Source organism: Mesorhizobium waimense, assembly GCF_003601975.1.
GTDB lineage: Bacteria > Pseudomonadota > Alphaproteobacteria > Rhizobiales > Rhizobiaceae > Mesorhizobium > Mesorhizobium waimense.
On the sequence record NZ_QZWZ01000010.1, the window covers coordinates 200,231 to 219,238 of the forward strand.

A 19,008-nucleotide genomic window follows, 5' to 3' on the forward strand; every position below is an offset into this window, starting at 1 on the left:
AAAGTGAACGCGATATCAGAAAAGATTGCATACGATTTCCACCAGTATCGCCGACAATCGCCCATTATTTGTGCATTGCACAAGAATGCCGTTTCGGCGAGCAGCCGGTCCGAACGCTGATTATCCCCGGGATTCAAGCGCTTGGAGGCTGTGGCGGGCAACTGGCACGCATGATGCTTTGGTTAGTCCGACCAAAGCGAGGAACCGAATGTCCAAAGCCGCCGAAATCGACATCGTGTCCGTTTCGAAAGTCTATGGAACGACGACCGCCGTCGAGGCCATCAGCCTGAAAATCCCGGCCGGCACCTATTGCTGCCTGCTCGGTCCGTCCGGCTGCGGCAAGACCTCGACGCTGCGCATGATCGCCGGTCATGAGAGCATTTCGAGCGGTGACGTCCGCCTCGGCAATACCGTCGTCACCGACCTGCCGCCGGCCAGGCGCGGCACCGCGATGATGTTCCAGTCCTATGCGCTGTTTCCGCATCTCGATCTCATCGACAACGTCGCCTTCAGCCTGAAGATGAAGGGCGTGGGCAAGGATGAGCGCCGCGCCAAGGCGCTCGACATGCTGAAGCTGATGCAGATGGAGGCCTATGCGCCGCGCCGCCCGGCGCAGCTTTCGGGCGGCCAGCAGCAGCGCGTGGCGCTGGCGCGGGCGCTGATCACCGATCCCGAGGCACTGTTGCTCGATGAGCCGCTGTCGGCGCTCGACCCGTTCCTGAAGATCCGCATGCGCGCCGAGCTGAAGAAGCTGCAGACCTCGCTCGGCATCACTTTCGTCCACGTCACCCATAGCCAGGAAGAGGCGATGGCGCTAGCCGACCTGATCGTAGTGATGAATGAAGGCCGCATCGAACAGGCGGCGCATCCGCGCACCGTATTCGAGCGGCCGGCCACCGCTTTCGTCGCCCGCTTCATGGGCGACCACAATGTCGTCTCCGGCCGCGTCACCGGCAGCCACGACGGCATGGTGGTTTTCGACGTGCCGGGCGGTGCTTCGCTCGCGGCCAGCGGGCAAGGCCGGGAGGCCGGCGAGCCGATCGACATCGCCATCCGCACCGACCATGTGCGCATCGGTGAGCCGCCGGCTAAGGGGCTCGGCTTCACCGGGATCGTTGCCAACATCGAGTATCGCGGCTCGACCGTGAAGCTCTCGGTCAACGGCACCGGCATCGAGGATTTCACGGTGATCGTCGACGACGCCGACTTCTTCGCCAAACCCGTTGCCGTCGGCGACGCCGTGCCGATCGCCTGGGATGCCGAGGACGCGATCGTCCTTGGCCGTCTCGATTCCTGAACCAGCATAACCAACCAGAACAGGGGAACTGAGCATGACCGACACCAACGACAAGAAGACGGGAATTTCCCGCCGCTCGCTGCTGAAGACAGGTGCCGCCGCCGTGGGCCTTGCCGCCGGCTCGGGCGCCATCACCGGCTTCCCGACCATCTGGGCGCAGTCAAACATCACGCTGCGCCAATTCGGCACCGGCGTGTCGAACCTCAATGCCATCGCCGACAAGTGCAAGGCAGATCTCGGCATCACGCTGGAGATGACGGCGACCGATTCCGACGCGGCCGCGCAGCGGGCCGTGACCCAGCCCGACAGCTACGACATCGCCGACATCGAATACTGGATCTGCAAGAAGGTGTTCCCCACCGGCGTGCTGCAGCCGATGGATGTCAGCAAGCTGAAATATTACGACGAGCTGGTGCCGCTGTTCAAAACCGGCAAGCTGACGCCGGACAGCGTCATTGCCCAGGGCACTGCGCCGCACACGGTCGGCTATGTCGAGGCGCAGGACAGCAAGGTCTTCGCCAAGGCGCCGACCAACTGGTTCACCATGGTGCCGACCATCTACAATGCCGACACGCTGGGCATCCGCCCCGACCTCGTCGGCCGCGACATCTCCACCTGGGCCGACATCATGGACCCGGCCTTCAAGGGCAAGACCGCGATCCTCAACATCCCGTCGATCGGCATCATGGATGCGGCGATGATCATGGAAGCCATGGGCAACATCAAATATGCCGACAAGGGCAACATGACCAAGGAAGAGATCGACAAGACCATCGACTTCCTGATCAAGGCCAAGCAGGACGGCCAGTTCCGCGCCTTCTGGAAATCCTTTGACGAGAGCGTCAACCTGATGGCTTCGGGCGAAGTGGTGATCCAGTCGATGTGGTCGCCGGCAGTGGCCGCCGTGCGCTCCAAGGGCATTCCCTGCCGGTTCCAGCCGCTCAAGGAAGGCTATCGCTCGTGGGGCGGCGGCCTTGGCCTGGCGGCCCATCTCAAGGGCGCCGAACTCGACGCGGCCTATGAATACATCAACTGGTACACGTCGGGCTGGGTCGGCGGCTATCTCAACCGCCAGGGCTACTACTCGGCCAACATGGTCTCAGCCAAGAAGTTCATGTCCGAGGACGAATGGGGCTACTGGATCGAAGGCAAGCCGGCCAAGGGCGAGATCAAGGCGCCCGACGGCACCGTCATGGAAAAGGCCGGCGCCGTTCGCGACGGCGGCTCCTTCGAACAGCGCATGGGCAGGGTCGCCTGCTGGAACTCGGTCATGGACGAGGACCGCTACATGGTGAAGCGCTGGAACGAGTTCATCGCGGCGTAAATTCAAACTCCGCCCCTTCTCCCCTTGTGGGAGAAGGTAGCCGAGCCAAGCTCGGTCGGATGAGGGGTGTTGGACGGATCGCCAACGCCGAGTTTCTTCCAACACCCCTCATCCGTCTTGTTGCTTCGCGCCAATCCACCTTCTCCCACAAGGGGAGAAGGAAGAGGCCCACAACCGCCCGTCGGATATCCGCATGACAGTTGCGCTCGAACGCCCTGCAATGGCCGCCGCCAAGCCCGCCAGACGCCGCCGCTTCTCGCTCGGCGCCGTCGCCCCCTATCTGCAGTCGGCGCCGCTGGCGCTGATCCTTGGCGCCTTCCTGCTTTTGCCGATCATCATGATCGTCGTCGTCTCTTTCTGGGACTACGACTTCGCCGCAATGTATCCGGATTTCCTGACCACCAATTATTCCGATGTGCTGGGCTCCTGGGTCACCTGGAAGACCTATCTCAACACCATCAAGTTCGCCGTCATCGTCTGGGCGCTGACCCTGTTCATCGGCTTCTGGGTCGCCTATTTCCTTGCCTTCCACATCCGCACCACGGCCATGCAGATGGTGCTGTTCCTGGTCTGCACGGTGCCGTTCCTGACCTCCAACATCATCCGCATGATCTCGTGGATCCCGGTGCTCGGTCGCAACGGGCTGATCAACTCGACGCTGGTGCATATGGGCCTGGTGCCGAAGCCGATCGAATGGCTGCTCTATTCCGAATTCGCCGTCGTGCTGGCCATGGTGCATCTCTACACGCTGTTCATGGTGACGCCGATCTTCAACACGCTGATGCGCATCGACCGCTCGCTGTTCGAGGCCGCGCGCGACGCCGGCGCCTCCGGCTGGCAGGTGTTGTGGAACGTCGTCATCCCGCTGGCCAAGCCGGGCATGGCGATCGGCACCATCTTCGTCGTCACGCTTGTCATGGCCGACTTCTCGACGGTGCAGGTGATGTCGGGCGGGCAGAGTGCCTCGGTCGCGCTGATGATGAAGAACCAGATGTCGCTGCTGCAATATCCGGCCGCGGCGGCCAATGCGGTCGTGCTGCTGGTGCTGGTGCTTTTGATGGTCGCAGGCATCCTGCGCATCGTCGACATCCGCAAGGAGCTCTGACGTGAGCCACGAGAAGCGCACCCTCGAATTCTACGTGCTGTCGGTCTTCTTCGCGCTGTTCGTGCTGTTCCTCTATGGCCCGCTTTCGGCAATCCTTATCCTGTCCTTCCAGGGCGAGAATGGCGGGCTGACCTTTCCGCTCAACGGTGTCTCGCTGCACTGGTTCGCCAATCTGTTCGAGCGCCAGGCGGTCGGCGATTTCGGCGGCAGCTTCAAGCGCTCGCTGATGCTGGGGGTGATGGTGATGGTGGTCACCGTCGTGGTGTCGCTGCTGGCGGGCCTCGCGTTCCGCCGCAAGTTCCGCGGCGCGACGGCGCTGTTCTATCTGGCCGTCGCCAGTCTCGTCGTGCCCTCGATCATCATCAGCCTCGGCATCGGCGTCGTCTTTCAGCAGATTGGGTTCCGCCCGGCTTGGTACACATCCGCTTTCGGCGCGCATCTAACCTGGACCTTGCCGTTTGGGGTGCTGATCATGTTCGCCGTCTTCAACCGCTTCTCGCCGGCCTATGAGGAAGCCGCGCGCGATCTCGGCGCATCGTCCTGGCAGACCTTCGCACATGTCGTCCTGCCGATGATCGCGCCCAGCCTGATCGGTGTCGGCCTGTTCGGCTTCACGCTGTCCTATGACGAGTTCGCGCGCACGCTGATGACCTCGGGCACGTTCAACACCTTGCCGCTCGAGATCTACGGCATGACGACGAATGTGACGACGCCGGTGCTCTATGCGCTGGGCACGGTGACGACCGTGTTCTCCTTCCTGGTGATCCTGCTGACGCTCGGCGCCATCCTCTATGTCGGCCGCCGCCGGGCACGGAGTTGACAACCGCAGTGCAGATCCTCGTCGTCAATCCGAACACGACAGCCAGCATGACCGACACCATCGCGGCAGCGGCCCGGTCGGTCGCCGGTACCCGGACGGAAATCGTTGCCGTCACTTCGTCCATGGGACCGGTGTCGATCGAAGGTTACTATGACGAGGCGCTCGCCGTGCCGGGCCTGCTGGTCGAGATCGCCGCCGGCGAGCGTGCTGGCGCGCAGGCGGCTATCATCGCCTGTTTCGATGACACCGGGCTCGACGCCGCGCGCGCCATGGCCAACATACCGGTCGTCGGTATTTGCGAGGCGGCGCTCGGCATGGCTTCCTTCATCGCGCAGCGGTTCACCGTCGTGACGACGACCCAACGGTCGTGGGTTCCCGTCGAGGCGCTGGTGCAGCGCTACGGCATGGCGGGCCGAGCGCGCGTTCGCGCCGCCGACATCCCGGTACTCGCGCTCGAGGACCCGGCGTCGGGCGCGGCCGAGAAACTGCGCGGCGAAATCGCGCGCGCCCTCGACGAGGATCGCGCCGAGGCGATCGTGCTCGGCTGTGCCGGCATGGCCGATCTCGCGGCCGAGTTGCAGCGGGCGTTCGGCGTTCCGGTGATCGACGGCGTCGGGGCTGCGGTCAAGCAGGCCGAGGCGCTGATTGCGCTTGGCCTGTCGACATCCAAGCGTGGTGCCTATGCAACCCCGCTGGCAAAGCCCTATCGTGGCGCATTGGAATCCTTTGCCCCTGGTGCCGTCGCCGCCGAGTGATCGCAATGCCCCGAACGATCCGGACCCTGACCTCAACGGAGGTTGAAACCCTTGTCGACTGGGCGGCGGGCGAGGGCTGGAATCCCGGTCTCGGCGATGCCGCCGTGTTTCAGGCGGCCGACCCCGAGGGTTTCATCGGCGCCTTCGTCGACGGCGAGATGGTGGCCGGCATTTCGGCCGTCGCCTATGGCGACGGGTTCGGCTTCATCGGCCTTTATATCTGCCGCCCGGACAGGCGCGGCGAGGGGCATGGCAAGGCGGTCTGGGACGCCGGCATGGCGCGGCTCGGCAATCGCAGCATCGGGCTCGACGGCGTCGCCGAGCAGCGGGCCAACTACCGGCGCATGGGGTTCGTGCCAGCCTATGAGACCGTCCGCTACAGCGGGCGTGTCGCCGGCCTGGCAGGCGGCGGCAGCGTCAGACCTGTGGCAGGCGAGCCCATCGCCGACATCCTGGCTTACGACCGCAAATGTTTCCCGGCGCCACGGCAAGCTTTCCTCAGCGGTTGGCTGCAGCCGCCGCGCATTGCGCTCGCGGCGATGAATTCGGCAGGCGTTTCCGGCTATGGCGTGGCGCGACAGTGCCGCGACGGCTACAAGGTCGGACCGCTCTTTGCCGACGATACGCACGTCGCGTTGCAATTGCTGGGGGCGCTTGCAGCACCGATGGCGCGGGACGCGCTTCACATCGACGTGCCGGCGGCCAATAGCGGGTTCATCGCCGCGCTTCAGGCGGGCGGCTTGTCACCTGGTTTCACGACGACCCGCATGTACAGGGGAGGCGTGCCCCGGATTGCCTCGTCAAAGGTGTTCGGGACTACGACCCTGGAACTGGGCTGATCCCGATCTGAAATCTCGCGCCACGAGCAAGCTCCGGCCAGCCGGTGGGAACGGCAGCGAATGTCAGGCCGCCCGGACCCCGGGCGCCTTGCGCGCCCAGGCGGGCAGCCAGTCGCCATGCGTCGCGAGCAGTTCATCCACCAGCGACCATATCTGGTCGAGGTCGAGTTCGGCCGCCGTGTGCGGGTCCATCATCGCCGCGTGGTAGATATGTTCGCGGTTCTCCGTCATCAGGGCCTGAACCGTCAGTTCCTGCACATTGATGTTGGTGCGGATCAGCGCGGTGAGCTGCGGCGGCAACGCGCCGATGAAGGTCGGCTGGATGCCGGAGGCATCAACGAGGCACGGCACCTCAGCCGCGCAATTCTCGGGCAATGAGGTGATGCAGCCATTGTTGCGGACGTTGCCGTAGATCACCGAGGGCTCGCCCGTCCACACCGAATTCATGATCGAGGAGGCATATTCCTTCGATTGCTCGACCTCGATCTTGTCGGCGGAGCGGTAGGCTTCCGCTTGCCCTTTCCAGCGCTCGATCTGCTCGATGCAGCGCTTCGGATATTCATCGAGCGGGATGCCGAATTTCTCGATCAGATCCTCGCGCCCTTCCTTGATGAAATAGGGCGTGTATTCGGCGAAATGTTCCGAGCTTTCGGTGACGAAATAGCCGAGCCGCGTCAGCATTTCGTAGCGCACCTTGTTCGGGCAGCGCGGGTTCCAGCCGGGCTTCGGCGCACGGCCTTCGCGGTAGGCGCGCACGAGATCCGGATAGAGGTTGCGATAGGAGCCGTCCGGCTGGCGATGCTCGAACTTGAGATAAAACGCCATGTGGTTGATGCCGGCCGAGCGGTAGCGGATTTCCTCGTAAGGAATGTCGAGATCGTGCGCCAGTTCCATCGCCGTGCCCTGCACGGAATGGCAGAGGCCGACCTGCTTGATGTCAGGATATTTCTCGGCGATCGCCCAGGTGTTGATCGCCATCGGGTTCACATATTGCAGCATGATCGCCTGCGGGCAGACGGCGAGCATGTCTTCGCAGATCTTCCACAGATGCGGCACGGTTCTCAAGCCCCGCATGATGCCGCCGACGCCGAGCGTGTCGGCGATGGTCTGGCGCAGGCCGTATTTCTTCGGGACTTCGAAGTCGGTGACCGTGCAGGGCACGTAGCCGCCGATCTGGAAGGCAACGACGACGAAATCGGCACCCGCCAGCGCCTTGCGCTGGTCGGTATAGGTCTCGGCCTTGGCCTTTACCCCGAGCGTCGAGATCAGCTTGTTGACGACGATTGCGCTTTCTTCGAGGCGCTGCGGGTTGAGGTCCATCAGCGCGATCGTTGCACCGGACAACGAGGGACGCTGCAGCACGTCGCCGACGATGTTCTTCATGAAAACGGTGGAGCCAGCTCCGATGAATGCGATCTTGGGATTTCTTGCCATAACAATCTCCGGCACATGCGATCAGGCTACCTCGAAAGCGGCTTTGACGAGCCGTTCCGTGTAAGCGGTTTTGGGATTGGACAGAACTTCGTTGACGGGACCCTCTTCCATGATCTTGCCGTGCTGCATGACGATCACGCGGTGGCATAGCGCCCTCACGACCTTGAGATCGTGCGAGATGAAGAGGTAGCTGAGACCCCGTTCGCGCTGCAGCTTGCGCAGCAGTTCGATGATCTGCGCCTGGACCGAGAGGTCCAGCGCCGATGTCGGCTCGTCGAGTACGATGAATTCGGGCTCCAGCGCGATGGCGCGGGCAATCGCGATGCGCTGGCGTTGGCCGCCGGAAAACTCGTGCGGGAAGCGCGACAGGATATTGCCCGGCATGCCGGCGCTGACCAGTGCATCGCGCACCCGCTCGATGCGGTCGTTCTTGGTGACGCCGATGCTGTTGACGATCAGCCCTTCCTCGATGATCTGGCCGATCGTCATGCGCGGATTGAGCGACGAGAACGGATCCTGGAACACGACCTGCATACGCGAGCGCAAAGGCCGCATCTGCGATCGCGACCTGCCGTGGATTGCCTGGCCGTCGAAATGGATCTCGCCGCTGGTGGCATTGTTGAGCCTCAGCAGCGCCTCGCCGAAAGTCGTCTTGCCGGATCCGGATTCGCCGACCAACCCCAGCGTTTCGTGACGGCGAAGGCTGAGGTCGAGGCTGTCGACAGCTACGAGTTCGCGCCAGTCGGGCTTGAAGAAGGTGCCATGCCGCAGCATGAAGGAAACGCGGACGCGTTTGGCATCGAGAATGATGTCGGACCCTTCCGGCAGCGGGTTTGCCTGGCCACGCGGCTCGGACCCAAGCAGGTGTTGTGTGTAGGGATGCTGCGGATTGGCGAAAAGCCTCTCCGTCACATTGTGCTCGCACATCGCTCCGTGCTGCATGACATAGACATAGTCGGAGAACTTGCGCACCACGGTCAGGTCGTGGGTGATCAGGATCACTGCCATGCGCAATTTCTGCTGCAGGTTGCGAATGAGGTTGAGGATCTGCGCCTGGACGGTGACATCGAGTGCCGTCGTCGGCTCGTCGGCGATCAGCACGTCCGGATCGTTGGCTAAAGCCATGGCGATCATGACACGCTGGCGCTGGCCGCCGGAAAGCTGGTGCGGATACTGTCTCAGCCGCGCCGCTGGGTCGGGTATCTGCACCTGCTGCAGAAGTTCGAGCGCGCGTGCCTCGGCCTGCCTGCGGCTCGTCTTGCGATGCACGCGAATTGCTTCGACGATCTGGCTGCCGATCGTGTAGATCGGATTGAGCGAGCTCATCGGCTCCTGGAAGATCATCGAAATGCGGTCGCCGCGCAGTTTGCGCCGAGCCCGCTCGGAGAATTTCAGGATGTTCGCCCCGTCATAACAGACGGTCGATTTCGGCGACACGACCGCGCGCTTCGACAACAGGCCCATGACTGTGCGCGCCGTCACCGATTTGCCAGATCCGGATTCGCCGACGATGGCGATCGTCTCGCCGCGATAGAGCTGGAAGGAGATGTCCTTGACGGCCTGGACCATGCCGTCCTCGACCTTGAAGTCGACGCCGATGCTGCGGGCATCGATGACCGGGTTTTCCGAACGCCCGGCATGGTCGAGCCGGACAGGCGGAGCGAAGGTATTGATGAGCGCGACAGCCATCACATGCCCCTCAATACGGATCGACTGCATCGCGCAGCCCATCGCCAAGCGCGTTGAAGGCGAAGACGGTGACAAGCACGAAGCCGACCGGGGCAAGGATCCAGGGATAGGTGCCGATGACCGAGTAGGTGGCGGTGTCCTGCAGCATCAGTCCCCATGAGATCAGCGGCGGCTTCACGGCGAAACCGAGAAAGCCCAGGAATGATTCAAGCAGGACTACACTCGGGATCGCCAGGGTGACGGCAACAATGACGTGGCTCATCACATTGGGGAAAATGTGCTGCATGATGATGCGGCGATCGGTGGCGCCGACCGCCATCGCGGCGCGAACATAGTCGATGCGCGCCAGCGCCAGCGTCTTGCCGCGGACTTCGCGCGACATCTGCGCCCAGCCGAGCGCCGACATGATGATGATCACGAAGGCGAGGAAAACATTGGTGGGCGCTGTCACCGGGACAAGCGATGTCAGCGCAAGATAGAGCGGCAATTGCGGGAAGGCGAGCACCAGTTCGACGAAACGCTGCACCCAGACATCGAACGTGCCGCCGAAATAGCCCGACACCATGCCGACGGTGGTGCCAATCACGGTGACGATGAAGACCACGGTCAGCGCAATCATCAAGGAGATGCGCGAACCGTAGATGGCGCGGGCCAGCACGTCGCGGCCGAATTTGTCAGTGCCGAGGAAATGCACCGGCTGGCCGTCGGTCGAGCCGAAGAAGTGCCGGTTCGCGGGGATCAGGCCAAGCAGCCTGTAGTCGGCGCCCTTGACGAAGAAGCCGAGCAGGCGCGGATGGTCATAGTCTGGTCCGACGACCGGCTGGAAGGTGACGGGGTCGAGTTCCGCAGAATCCGCCAGTGCATAGACGCGCGGCTGAAAAACGAAATTGCCGTCCTTGTCGTGGAAGCTCATCACCTGCGGCGGGGCGAAACCGACGTCGGTCACCTTGGGATCCATGGGTGCGAAGAAATCGGCAAACACCGCCATCAAGACCAGCAGCACGACCAGGATAAGCCCGGCCATGCCGGTCCAGGATCGCTTCAGGCGACGCCAGACGAGCGCGAGATAGCTCTCATTGCCGTGCGGGCGTTTCTCTTTGTCGACCGATACTTCGGGCGGTGGCGGCAGGGAGGGCTCGCGGGCAAGCATGTCAGGCGCCTCCGTATTGGCGGACACGGGGGTCGAGCAGGGCGAGCAGCATGTCGGCGATGATGTTGCCGACGATCAGCGTCGCCGACAGCACCATCATGAAGGTCGCGGTGACATAGACGTCGCCGACCGCCATGGAGCCGACGATCGCCGGGCCGACGGTCGGCAGGGCGAAGATGATCGCGGTCTCGATCTCGCCGGTGAGCATGTAGGGCAGCACCACGCCCTGGTACATGACCAGAGGATGCAGCGCATTGGGCACCGCATGGCGCATGACCACCGCACTGCCGCTCAGGCCCTTGGCACGGGCGGTTTCGACATATTGCGCGTTCAGCGTGTCGAGCAGATTGCCGCGCATGACGCGCATGTTGTAGGCGAGCCCGCCGAAAGTGGCGATCGCGACGACCGGCCAGACATGCTTGACGAGGTCGACGAACTTCGCCCAGGACCACGGTGCGCCGCCATACTGCGGGGAAAAGAAGCTGCCGATCTCGGACACGTTGAACTGGAAGACCAGCAGATAGACGATGATCAGCGCCATCAGGAAGCGGGGCACCGTCATGCCGAGGAAGGAGACAGCCGACAGCGCGCTGTCGATCCAGCTGTACTGCCTGGTCGCCGCCCAGATGCCGAATGTGATGCCCAGCACCGAAGCTAGCAGGTGGCAAACAAGCGCCAGCAGCAGCGTGCGCGGCAGCCTTTCGCCGACCACGTCGGCGACCGGCTTGTTGTAGTAAAGGCTGTAGCCGAAATCACCGCGGGTGACGATGCCGGTGATCCAGTTGAAATACTGGACCGGCATCGGCTTATCGAGACCGTGCTCGACCCGGTAGGCCTGCGCCTGCGCGTCGGCCTCGGCGAAGGAGGCTCCGCCCTGGTTGATGAGCTGCGAGCGGATGTAGTCGGCGTAGTCGCCCGGCGGTGCCTGGATGATGGCGAAGGTGACCAGGCTCAGAATGACGAGAACCGGTATTGCGGATGCTATGCGTATCATCAGGAATCGCAGCATCGGACCGTTTCTCCTCCTTGCATTCGGGTTCAGCTATCCTTGGCCCCCGGCCGCGCCGCAGCGCGGCCGGGGAACTTCGCAGTCAGGGAGGAAACTCAGTTCGTCGTACCCTTGTCCCCGGGCTTTCCGGGCAGTTGCTCGGGGAACAGTTCGTATTTCTGCTGCTTGTCGGCGGCGACCCAGATCCGTTCGCGAACGATCGAGTCCTCGGCCCAGTTGAACATGAAGATCGGCGTTCCCTGGGGAATGTTCGAGAAGCGCTTGTTGATGATCAACGCGCCGGGATATTCGGTCAGCCCGACGTTGTAGACGTGTTCTGTCGAGATCTTCTGGAACTTCTTCATCAGGCTGGCGCGCTCGTCATTGTCCTCAGACGAGACGAACTTGTTGACGATGTCGACGAGGTCCTTTTCGAACGGCATCAGATCGACCTCGCCATTCTCTGGCGCGCGGTGGTTCCAGCTGGTCTTCGGGCCGACCGGAGCCAGTTGCTCGGTGTTCTGCACGACCGACGTCAGCTCCTGGTCGTTGCGCCTTACCAGCCAGTCGAAGCGGCCGGAATATTGCGAGGCGTCGCGCTGGGTACCGTTCAACCCGTTCAGAACCACCCGAAGCCCGAGCTTTTCCATCTGGCCGACGACACCTTCGGCAAGGCTCTTGTCGGTGGTGTAGTCGTTGTTGACCAACATGACGATCTCGACATTTTTGCCACCGGCCGTGCCGGCCGGGAAGTTGACAAAGCCGTCTCCATTCGTGTCCTTCAGGCCTGCCTTGGCCAGTTCCGCCTTGGCGCCTTCGAGATCGAATGGATAGTAGACGGTCGAATTGCGGTCATAGAAGCTGGTGCCCGAGGAGAAGCCGCCCGGATAGATCGCGGTGAACGGACCCTTTACCAGCGAGTCGCCGAGCGCCTTGCGGTCGAGCGCCATGGTGACGGCCTTGCGGAAGTCCTCGTTGCGGTTCAGTTCGCGGATTGCCTGGCCGCGTTCGTCCGGGTTGCCCCAGCCATTGGCGGAGAAATTCATGCGCAGATTGTAGCCGATCAGGCGCGGGCCGAAGGCAAGGCGAGCCGGCGCATCCTTATCCGCCGCACGCTTCAGCGAGGCGACGAAGTTCTCAGGCTGTTCGAGGTTGGAGACGTCGCCTGAGCCCGCCACCGCCTGAACGTCGCGGTCGGCCCAGGTCGACAGCTTGTAGTGCAGTTCATTGAGATAAGGGAGCTGGTTGCCCTTCTCGTCGACCTTCCAGTAGTAGGGATTGCGGCGCATGACGACGATGTCGTCAGGGCGGTATTCAACCGGCACCCAGGCGCCCATTACGGGAATGTTCATGTATTCCGGCGGGAAGGCGTTCTTGAACTGGTCGTAGGTGTTCTTCGAGTATTTCGGATGCTGCGGCTTCAGGATGTGCGCGGGGCCGGGGCAGAATGTGCCGTAGGCCATGGCGTATAGGTACTGCTTCGGGAAGGCGTCCTTGAAGGTCCATTCGACGGTGTAGTCGTCGATCTTCTTCAGCGTCGTGCCGACGCCGAAGGTTTCCTGCGTCGCGCCATTGAGCGGCGAGACGTTCCGGTCGACCACTTCGTCGTCCCAGTAGAACATGACATCGTCGGCGTTGAAGGGAACGCCGTCGGACCATTTGGCGCCCTCGATCAGATGCATGGTCAGCTTGTGGCCATCTTTCGACCAGTCCCAGCTTTTGGCCAGGTTGGGCAGCGGCTCGGTGTCTTTGGCCTCGACCTGGAACAGCGGCGCCGTGCGGGTCAGGCATTCGGAAAGCCCGATATCGATGCCGCCCCAGCCTTGCGTCTGGCCGGCGCCATAGTTCCAGCCTTCCGGCCGGCCGCCGATGACATGGCGCATTGTGTCGCCGTAGACGCCGATGCCGTCAGGCATGTTGCCGGTCTTGAAGACCAGCGGCTCCTTGGGAAGCCGGTCCTTGACCGGCGGCAGCTTGCCGGTCTTGACGTATTTCTCGGTGACCCAATCGGGCTCGTGGTATTCGGGCAGCGCCTTGAACTCCAGGATGGAGTCGCGCGCGACATATTTGATTTTGCCTTCGGCGGGGAATTGCGCCGGCGCCGGCGGCACGGTCGGTTCGGATGCGTAGGCACTCAGCGCGGTTGCGGATACGCTCAGCGCCAGCCCTGCTAAAATGCTGATGTTGCGGAAACTCCTCATCGTCTTTCCTCCCATTTGTTGGGAGCGTGCTTTACGCCGCTCCATTTCGAACGAATTGCATGCGCTGCGGCTGCGTCTTCCTCCCGGAAATTCGCCGCTATGCTGCGTGAAACTCAGACGGCCTGTTTCAGGGCCGCTTTTTCGGCGCGCAGTTCCTCGATCGAGCGGACATCGCGCCGCGCGGCACCTGCCCAATCCCTGGTTCGGACCTTGGATTTGGATAGCCGCTCCTTGGCGGCCGGAATTGCATCTGCGTATTGCGGCAGCCAGCGAGCCTGGGCGACGACCATCTCGTCGACCATCTGCCAGACTTCCTCCGGCGTCGACACGGCGCCGACCAGCGGATCATGCAGCACGGCGAGCTTGAGCAGATCGATGTCGCCGCTGATCGCCGCATGCACCGACATGCGCTGGACGTTGATCGACGAAATACAGGTGGCGGCGCAGGCCTCTGGCAGCGTGATGCCCGAGGTCATGTTGATGCCGAAGCGATCGACAAAGCCGGGCGACTCGATGATCGCATCCTGTGGCAGGTTGGTGATGACGCCATTGTTCTTGACGTTGAAATGGCCGCGATAGACGCGGTTCGTCTCCAGCGCTTCCAGAATGTGGCTGGCGTGCTCGTTGGAGCGTTTGGCTGGGTCGATCGGCTTTGATGCTGCCTCGAGAAACTGCGGGAATTCCGTCTCGAACCAGTTTCGCGTTTCGGTCGAGTAGCGAAGGTAGCCCCCGGTCTCGCCATGGATCCAATCGGACATGTCGATCCAGCGGGTGATTTCGTCCGGCCGCTTGCGGTACCAGGGCAGATATTCGGAAAGGTGGCCGTTGCTTTCGGTCGAATAGACGCCGAAGCGCTTCAGGACGTCGATGCGCAGCTTTTCCTGCTGCGAATAGACCGGATGCGCCTCGAAAGCGGCGACCAGCTCGTCCTTGCCGATCTTGCGGCCGTTGAGGCGCAGGTCGATGAACCAGGTCTGGTGGTTGATGCCGGAGCAGATGTAGTCGAGTTCGCCATGGGATTTGGCGCCGAGCACTTCGGCTATCTGTTCGGCGCCGTGCTGGACACCGTGGCAGAGGCCAACCGTATCGACCTTGCCATATTCGATCGCCGCCCAGGTGTTCATGGCCATCGGGTTGGCATAGTTCAGGAATTTAGCGCCAGGCTCGGCAAGCTCGCGAATGTCCTTGCAGAAATCGAGGATGACCGGAATGTTGCGCTGGCCGTAGAGGATGCCGCCGGCGCAAATCGTGTCGCCGACGCACTGGTCGATGCCATATTTCAAGGGAATGCGGATGTCGTCGGCATAGGCTTCGAGCCCGCCGACCCGCACGCAGCTGATCACGTAGCGCGCATCTTCGAGCGCCTTGCGACGGTCGGTGGTCGCCGTGACTTTTGTCGGCAGCCTGTTGGCCTCGACGATCCGGTCGAGGATCGCCTTGATCATCTGGAGGTTGTGGTCGCTGAGGTCGGTCAGCGCGAATTCGATATCCTGGAATTCGGGAACGCACAGGATGTCGGTGAAGAGCTTCTTGGTGAAGCCTACGCTTCCCGCGCCGATGATAGCGATCTTGAAACTCATCTGCCTGGCCTCGACCTGATCGAAAATGTTGGGCAAAGGGTGGGAAAAAGAGGTCCGATCCACATGCCGGGCATGTGGCCAAGACAAGCCGGAATCCGGCACCTCCTCCTGTCCGTTCCTCGACCGCTATTCGTTTTGCACTGCGGTTTGTTTTGCTTTTCTTGGTGCATTATGCGCCTAATCGAGAGAGCGACCAGAGAAGGATTATGCTTTCAGGGGTAATTTTGTGCTGCGAAACCTGATCGACACCGGGCCATCGGCCAGGACAGTCTCGCTGCCGCGCGGCCGCCAGCGCCTGCACACCATGCCGACAAGCTCCGGCTACGAAGTGCGCGAGAACGAGGTCTATGACTGGGACGGGCGCAAGCGCGGCCAGACGCCGTTTACCGTACTCCAGCACACGATCAGTGGCACCGGCCGGCTGCGCTACGAGAGCCGGAATTACCGCCTGCAAAAGGGCGATACGTTGCTGGTCCTGGTGCCGCACAACCACCGGTATTGGTTGGCCAAGGGCGAACGCTGGGAATATTTCTGGATATCGATGAACGGCGAGGAGGCGCTGCGCATCCACAAGTCGATCCTTTCGGCCGTCGGCCCGGTGCTGCGGCTGCAGCCGTCGACGATCGATCATCTCGCCGATTGCAGCGTGCGCCTGATCATGGGAGCGGTCACGCCTGGAGCCGCGTCGGCCGTGGCCTACGAGGCGGCGATGGCGCTCTATGACGATGTCTTCGGCTCGCATGCCTTCACCGACGAGACGAGCGCCATGCAGCCCGTGGTCGATCACATCAAGGCCAATCTCGACGGGCCGCTCCGCGTTGCGGACCTCGCCGAGATCAGTGGCCTCAGCCGCGCGCATTTCTCGCGCTGCTTTGCCGAGAGCGAGGGCATTCCGCCCGCCGAATTCGTGCTGCAGCAGCGGCTGCAGCGCGCGGCGAAACTCTTGACGAAAGCCGATTTCCTGCCAGTGAAGGAGGTGGCCATCATGTGCGGCTTCGAAGACGCCAACTATTTTTCGAAGGTCTTCCGCCGCCTGTATGGCACCAACCCAACGCAATTCCGCACCACCGGCATGTATGCCAGCATGGGAAACCATCGTTAGATGGGATGTCCATCCACGCTGCAGCCGCGACGCACAGATTGCGACGACTCGTGACCAAAAAAGGTGCTGGCGGCCCAATCCTTATGCATTCGAGGCAATGAGGGCGGCCGGACAGCCTGCGTGTTAAGTTCCTGGTAACTCTCCCAAGTCGACGACCAAAAAAAGCATTGGCTTCTCATGCCCTCCATAGATGCTAGGGCCGGCATCGATGCGAAACGAGGAGATCAGAATGGCCACCGTCCTGAACGCCAAGGGCGTCCCACTCCCCTACAGCGGGTCCTCGACAAAGTGGTACTCGGCGACGAATTCCGGCCCGACACTCTATGGCAGCACATACAACGACTCGATCTATGGCGACGCTAGCGTCAGCGTCACGATGTATGGCGGCAAAGGCGACGACATTTACTATCTGTATTCGACCAAGAACAAGGCGGTCGAACTGGCCAATGAGGGTGTCGACACCATCTCGACCTGGATGAACTACAGGCTGCCAGCGAATTTCGAGAACCTGACGGTCACGGGCGACAAACACTATGCTTTCGGAAACGCGCAAAACAACATCATCACCGGTGGCTCCGGCCAACAGACACTTGACGGCTTGAAGGGCGATGACGTTCTCAAGGGTGGATCCGGGGCGGATATTTTCATCGTGGCCCCCGGCAACGGCAGTGACCTGATCCTGGACTTTGGCGCCACGGATACCGTGCGTGTCGGGAGCTACGGCTTCAACTCGTTCGAGCAGGTGCAGGCCAGCATGGTCCAGTCGGGAGCAAACGTCCGGCTTAACCTGTCCGACAGCGAGTTTCTCGTCTTCGCCAACAAGACCGTCGACCAGTTCACGGCAAGCCAGTTCGATTTGGCCTTGGACAGGTCGCATCTGGAACTCACCTTCGCGGACGAGTTCAACACGCTGAACCTGTGGAACGGCTCGAGCGGCACCTGGGACTCAAACTTCTGGTGGGGGGGCGCGAACGGCAGCTCGCTCACGGGCAACAACGAGCTTCAATGGTATATCGATACCAGCTACGCCCCGACGAGTTCCGTCAACCCGTTCAGCGTCGAGGACGGTGTTCTCACGATTACCGCCGCCCGGGCTCCCGAGGCGATCAAGCCTTATATAAACAACTACGAATACACATCGGGTTTGCTGACGACTTACGAATCCTTCGCACAAACCTACGGCTATTTCGAAATTCGGGCCGACATGCCCGAAAAACAAGGCGTATGGCCGGCCTTCTGGCTTCTGCCGGAGGACGGCTCCTGGCCACCGGAACTGGATGTCATAGAGATGACCGGTCAGGATCCAAACAAGCTCCTTTTGACAAGCCACTCGAACGAGACGGGAAGTCAAACGACAGTGGCCTCGACGGCCTTTGCCGCGGATACCGAAGGGTTCCACACATACGGGGTGCTGTGGACGGAAGACGAACTCGTCTGGTATTTCGACGACGTCGAAGTTGCCCGTGCCGCAACGCCTGCCGACATGCACGACCCGATGTACATGCTGGTCGATCTGGCGGTTGGCGGCATAGCGGGAACGCCCGCCGACGGGCTCGCGGCGCCAGCGGAAATGCAGATCGACTATATCCATGCCTACGCGCTGAGCGATTGGTTTGTCTAGAGCGGTTCAGCTTTTGATAGAATCGCCGACCCGCTCTAACTCTTTGTTTTTACGCAATTCCGGACGGAAAACCGCTGCGCACTTTTCCTGGAATTGCTCTAAAGAGCGTCGCATCCAAACGGATTCATGCGACGCGCTTTAGCTTCTTGTCTTTATGCATGTCGGTGTCGCAAAACCGCTGCGCATGCGCCTTGGGATGAAGTTCTCAGTGGGCCAATGATGCCCGAGGCTCATCGGCGCGGACCGTGTCCGTACCGACATCCAGCAGCTCCTCGGTCGATCCATCCATTTCACCATTGAGAACCTTATGTGCCCGAACGCGGTCGATATCGCCTTCCCATGCAGCGATGACAACGGTCGCAACGCAGTTGCCGATGAGATTGCCAAGCGCGCGGGCCATGCCCATGAACCAGTCGACGGACAACACGAGAACCAGGCCGATCGCCGGGATCACGGGCACCGCCGATAGTGTTGCAGCCAGAACCACGATTGCCGAACCGGGCACGCCGTGGGCGCCCTTGGATGTAAGCAGCGCGATGCCGAGAACGACCAGAAGATCGGAAGTGGAAAGTGGTGTGTTGGTCGCCTGGGCGATGAACACGGCGGCCAGGGTAAGGTAGATCGAGAAGGCGTCGAGATTGAACGAGTATCCGGTCGGGATGACAAGACCTACCGTCGAGTCCTTGATGCCCATATTCTCCAGCTTGCGCATCACCTGCGGCAGGACACTGTCTGACGATGCCGTACCCAATACGATGGTCAGTTCTTCGCGCAGATAGGCAAGGAACTTGATGAGGCTGAATCCGGCCATCCTCATGATCAGGCCCAGTATGCCGAAGACGAATATGATGACGCTGGCGTAGAACAGGGCAACAAGATAGCCGAGCTGCTGCAGCGAACCGATGCCGTATTTTCCGACCGTGAAGGCAATGGCACCGAACACGCCGATGGGCGCAAGTTTGACGATAAAGCCTATCACTACTTTGGCAGATTTTCAGGATTGAGGGATTTGCGGCAATGCGGGCAGCGGCTTGGCGGCGGCTGCGCGAGTGCGATGAGGATGGCCTGACGGACGGCGGGCAGGCTCGGTTGCGGGGGTGGAC

The 19,008-nt window shown here is 61.9% G+C and carries 14 protein-coding genes and 1 pseudogene; 8 read left to right on the forward strand and 7 right to left on the reverse strand.

The genetic code is table 11. From position 1 onward, the window contains the following. The first annotated feature begins 208 nt into the window (after positions 1 to 208). The 6 genes from D3227_RS15460 to D3227_RS15485 all read left to right on the forward strand — a co-directional run bounded on the left by D3227_RS15460 (position 209) and on the right by D3227_RS15485 (position 6,140). Positions 209 to 1,297, forward strand: coding sequence for an ABC transporter ATP-binding protein (locus D3227_RS15460; RefSeq protein WP_120014955.1), 1,089 nt, complete (start codon positions 209 to 211; stop codon positions 1,295 to 1,297). Between the two features lie 34 nt (positions 1,298 to 1,331). Beyond that, positions 1,332 to 2,621 (forward strand): ABC transporter substrate-binding protein, encoded by a 1,290-nt coding sequence (locus D3227_RS15465; protein WP_120014956.1) that lies wholly within the window; start codon positions 1,332 to 1,334, stop codon positions 2,619 to 2,621. A gap of 220 nt (positions 2,622 to 2,841) precedes the next feature. Next, complete coding sequence (locus D3227_RS15470; RefSeq protein WP_245451766.1) at positions 2,842 to 3,726, forward strand: ABC transporter permease; 885 nt, start codon at positions 2,842 to 2,844, stop codon at positions 3,724 to 3,726. A gap of 1 nt (position 3,727) precedes the next feature. Further along, the gene (locus D3227_RS15475) at positions 3,728 to 4,546 is read left to right on the forward strand and encodes an ABC transporter permease (protein ID WP_120014958.1); all 819 of its coding nucleotides are present in this window, start codon (positions 3,728 to 3,730) and stop codon (positions 4,544 to 4,546) included. An 8-nt stretch (positions 4,547 to 4,554) separates the two neighbouring features. Then, positions 4,555 to 5,301: an aspartate/glutamate racemase family protein gene (locus D3227_RS15480; protein WP_120014985.1), complete on the forward strand. Its 747-nt coding sequence runs from the start codon at positions 4,555 to 4,557 to the stop codon at positions 5,299 to 5,301. A gap of 5 nt (positions 5,302 to 5,306) precedes the next feature. Next, a complete protein-coding gene (locus D3227_RS15485; protein WP_120014986.1) occupies positions 5,307 to 6,140 on the forward strand; it encodes a GNAT family N-acetyltransferase in 834 nt (277 codons plus the stop codon). Between the two features lie 63 nt (positions 6,141 to 6,203). Here D3227_RS15485 and melA (D3227_RS15490) read toward each other — a convergent pair whose 3' ends face one another. From melA (D3227_RS15490) to melA (D3227_RS15515), 6 genes are all read right to left on the reverse strand, one after another. Further along, the gene (melA, locus tag D3227_RS15490) at positions 6,204 to 7,574 is read right to left on the reverse strand and encodes an alpha-glucosidase/alpha-galactosidase (RefSeq protein WP_120014959.1); all 1,371 of its coding nucleotides are present in this window, start codon (positions 7,572 to 7,574) and stop codon (positions 6,204 to 6,206) included. Between the two features lie 21 nt (positions 7,575 to 7,595). After that, positions 7,596 to 9,263 (reverse strand): ABC transporter ATP-binding protein, encoded by a 1,668-nt coding sequence (locus tag D3227_RS15495; protein WP_120014987.1) that lies wholly within the window; start codon positions 9,261 to 9,263, stop codon positions 7,596 to 7,598. A 10-nt stretch (positions 9,264 to 9,273) separates the two neighbouring features. Next, entirely contained in the window at positions 9,274 to 10,413 is a 1,140-nt protein-coding gene (locus tag D3227_RS15500) for an ABC transporter permease (RefSeq protein WP_120014988.1), read from the reverse strand. 1 nt (position 10,414) lies between these two features. After that, entirely contained in the window at positions 10,415 to 11,422 is a 1,008-nt protein-coding gene (locus D3227_RS15505) for an ABC transporter permease (RefSeq protein ID WP_006204059.1), read from the reverse strand. Positions 11,423 to 11,517: 95 nt separating this feature from the next. Next, a complete protein-coding gene (locus D3227_RS15510) occupies positions 11,518 to 13,602 on the reverse strand; it encodes an ABC transporter substrate-binding protein (RefSeq protein WP_120014989.1) in 2,085 nt (694 codons plus the stop codon). Between the two features lie 113 nt (positions 13,603 to 13,715). Beyond that, positions 13,716 to 15,182, reverse strand: coding sequence for an alpha-glucosidase/alpha-galactosidase (gene melA, locus D3227_RS15515; protein WP_120014990.1), 1,467 nt, complete (start codon positions 15,180 to 15,182; stop codon positions 13,716 to 13,718). A gap of 304 nt (positions 15,183 to 15,486) precedes the next feature. Here melA (D3227_RS15515) and D3227_RS15520 point away from each other — a divergent pair, with 304 nt between their 5' ends. After that, positions 15,487 to 16,284 carry an AraC family transcriptional regulator gene (locus D3227_RS15520; protein WP_120014991.1) on the forward strand — a complete coding sequence of 266 codons (798 nt, stop codon included), beginning with the start codon at positions 15,487 to 15,489 and terminating at the stop codon, positions 16,282 to 16,284. 229 nt (positions 16,285 to 16,513) lie between these two features. Next, positions 16,514 to 17,905 (forward strand): endo-1,3-1,4-beta-glycanase EglC, encoded by a 1,392-nt coding sequence (gene eglC, locus D3227_RS15525; protein ID WP_120014992.1) that lies wholly within the window; start codon positions 16,514 to 16,516, stop codon positions 17,903 to 17,905. A 205-nt stretch (positions 17,906 to 18,110) separates the two neighbouring features. Here the strand turns inward: eglC and D3227_RS15530 are convergent. Continuing rightward, positions 18,111 to 18,884 (reverse strand): annotated as a pseudogene (locus tag D3227_RS15530) (cation:dicarboxylate symporter family transporter); the annotation flags it as partial. Between the last annotated feature and the right edge of the window lie 124 nt (positions 18,885 to 19,008).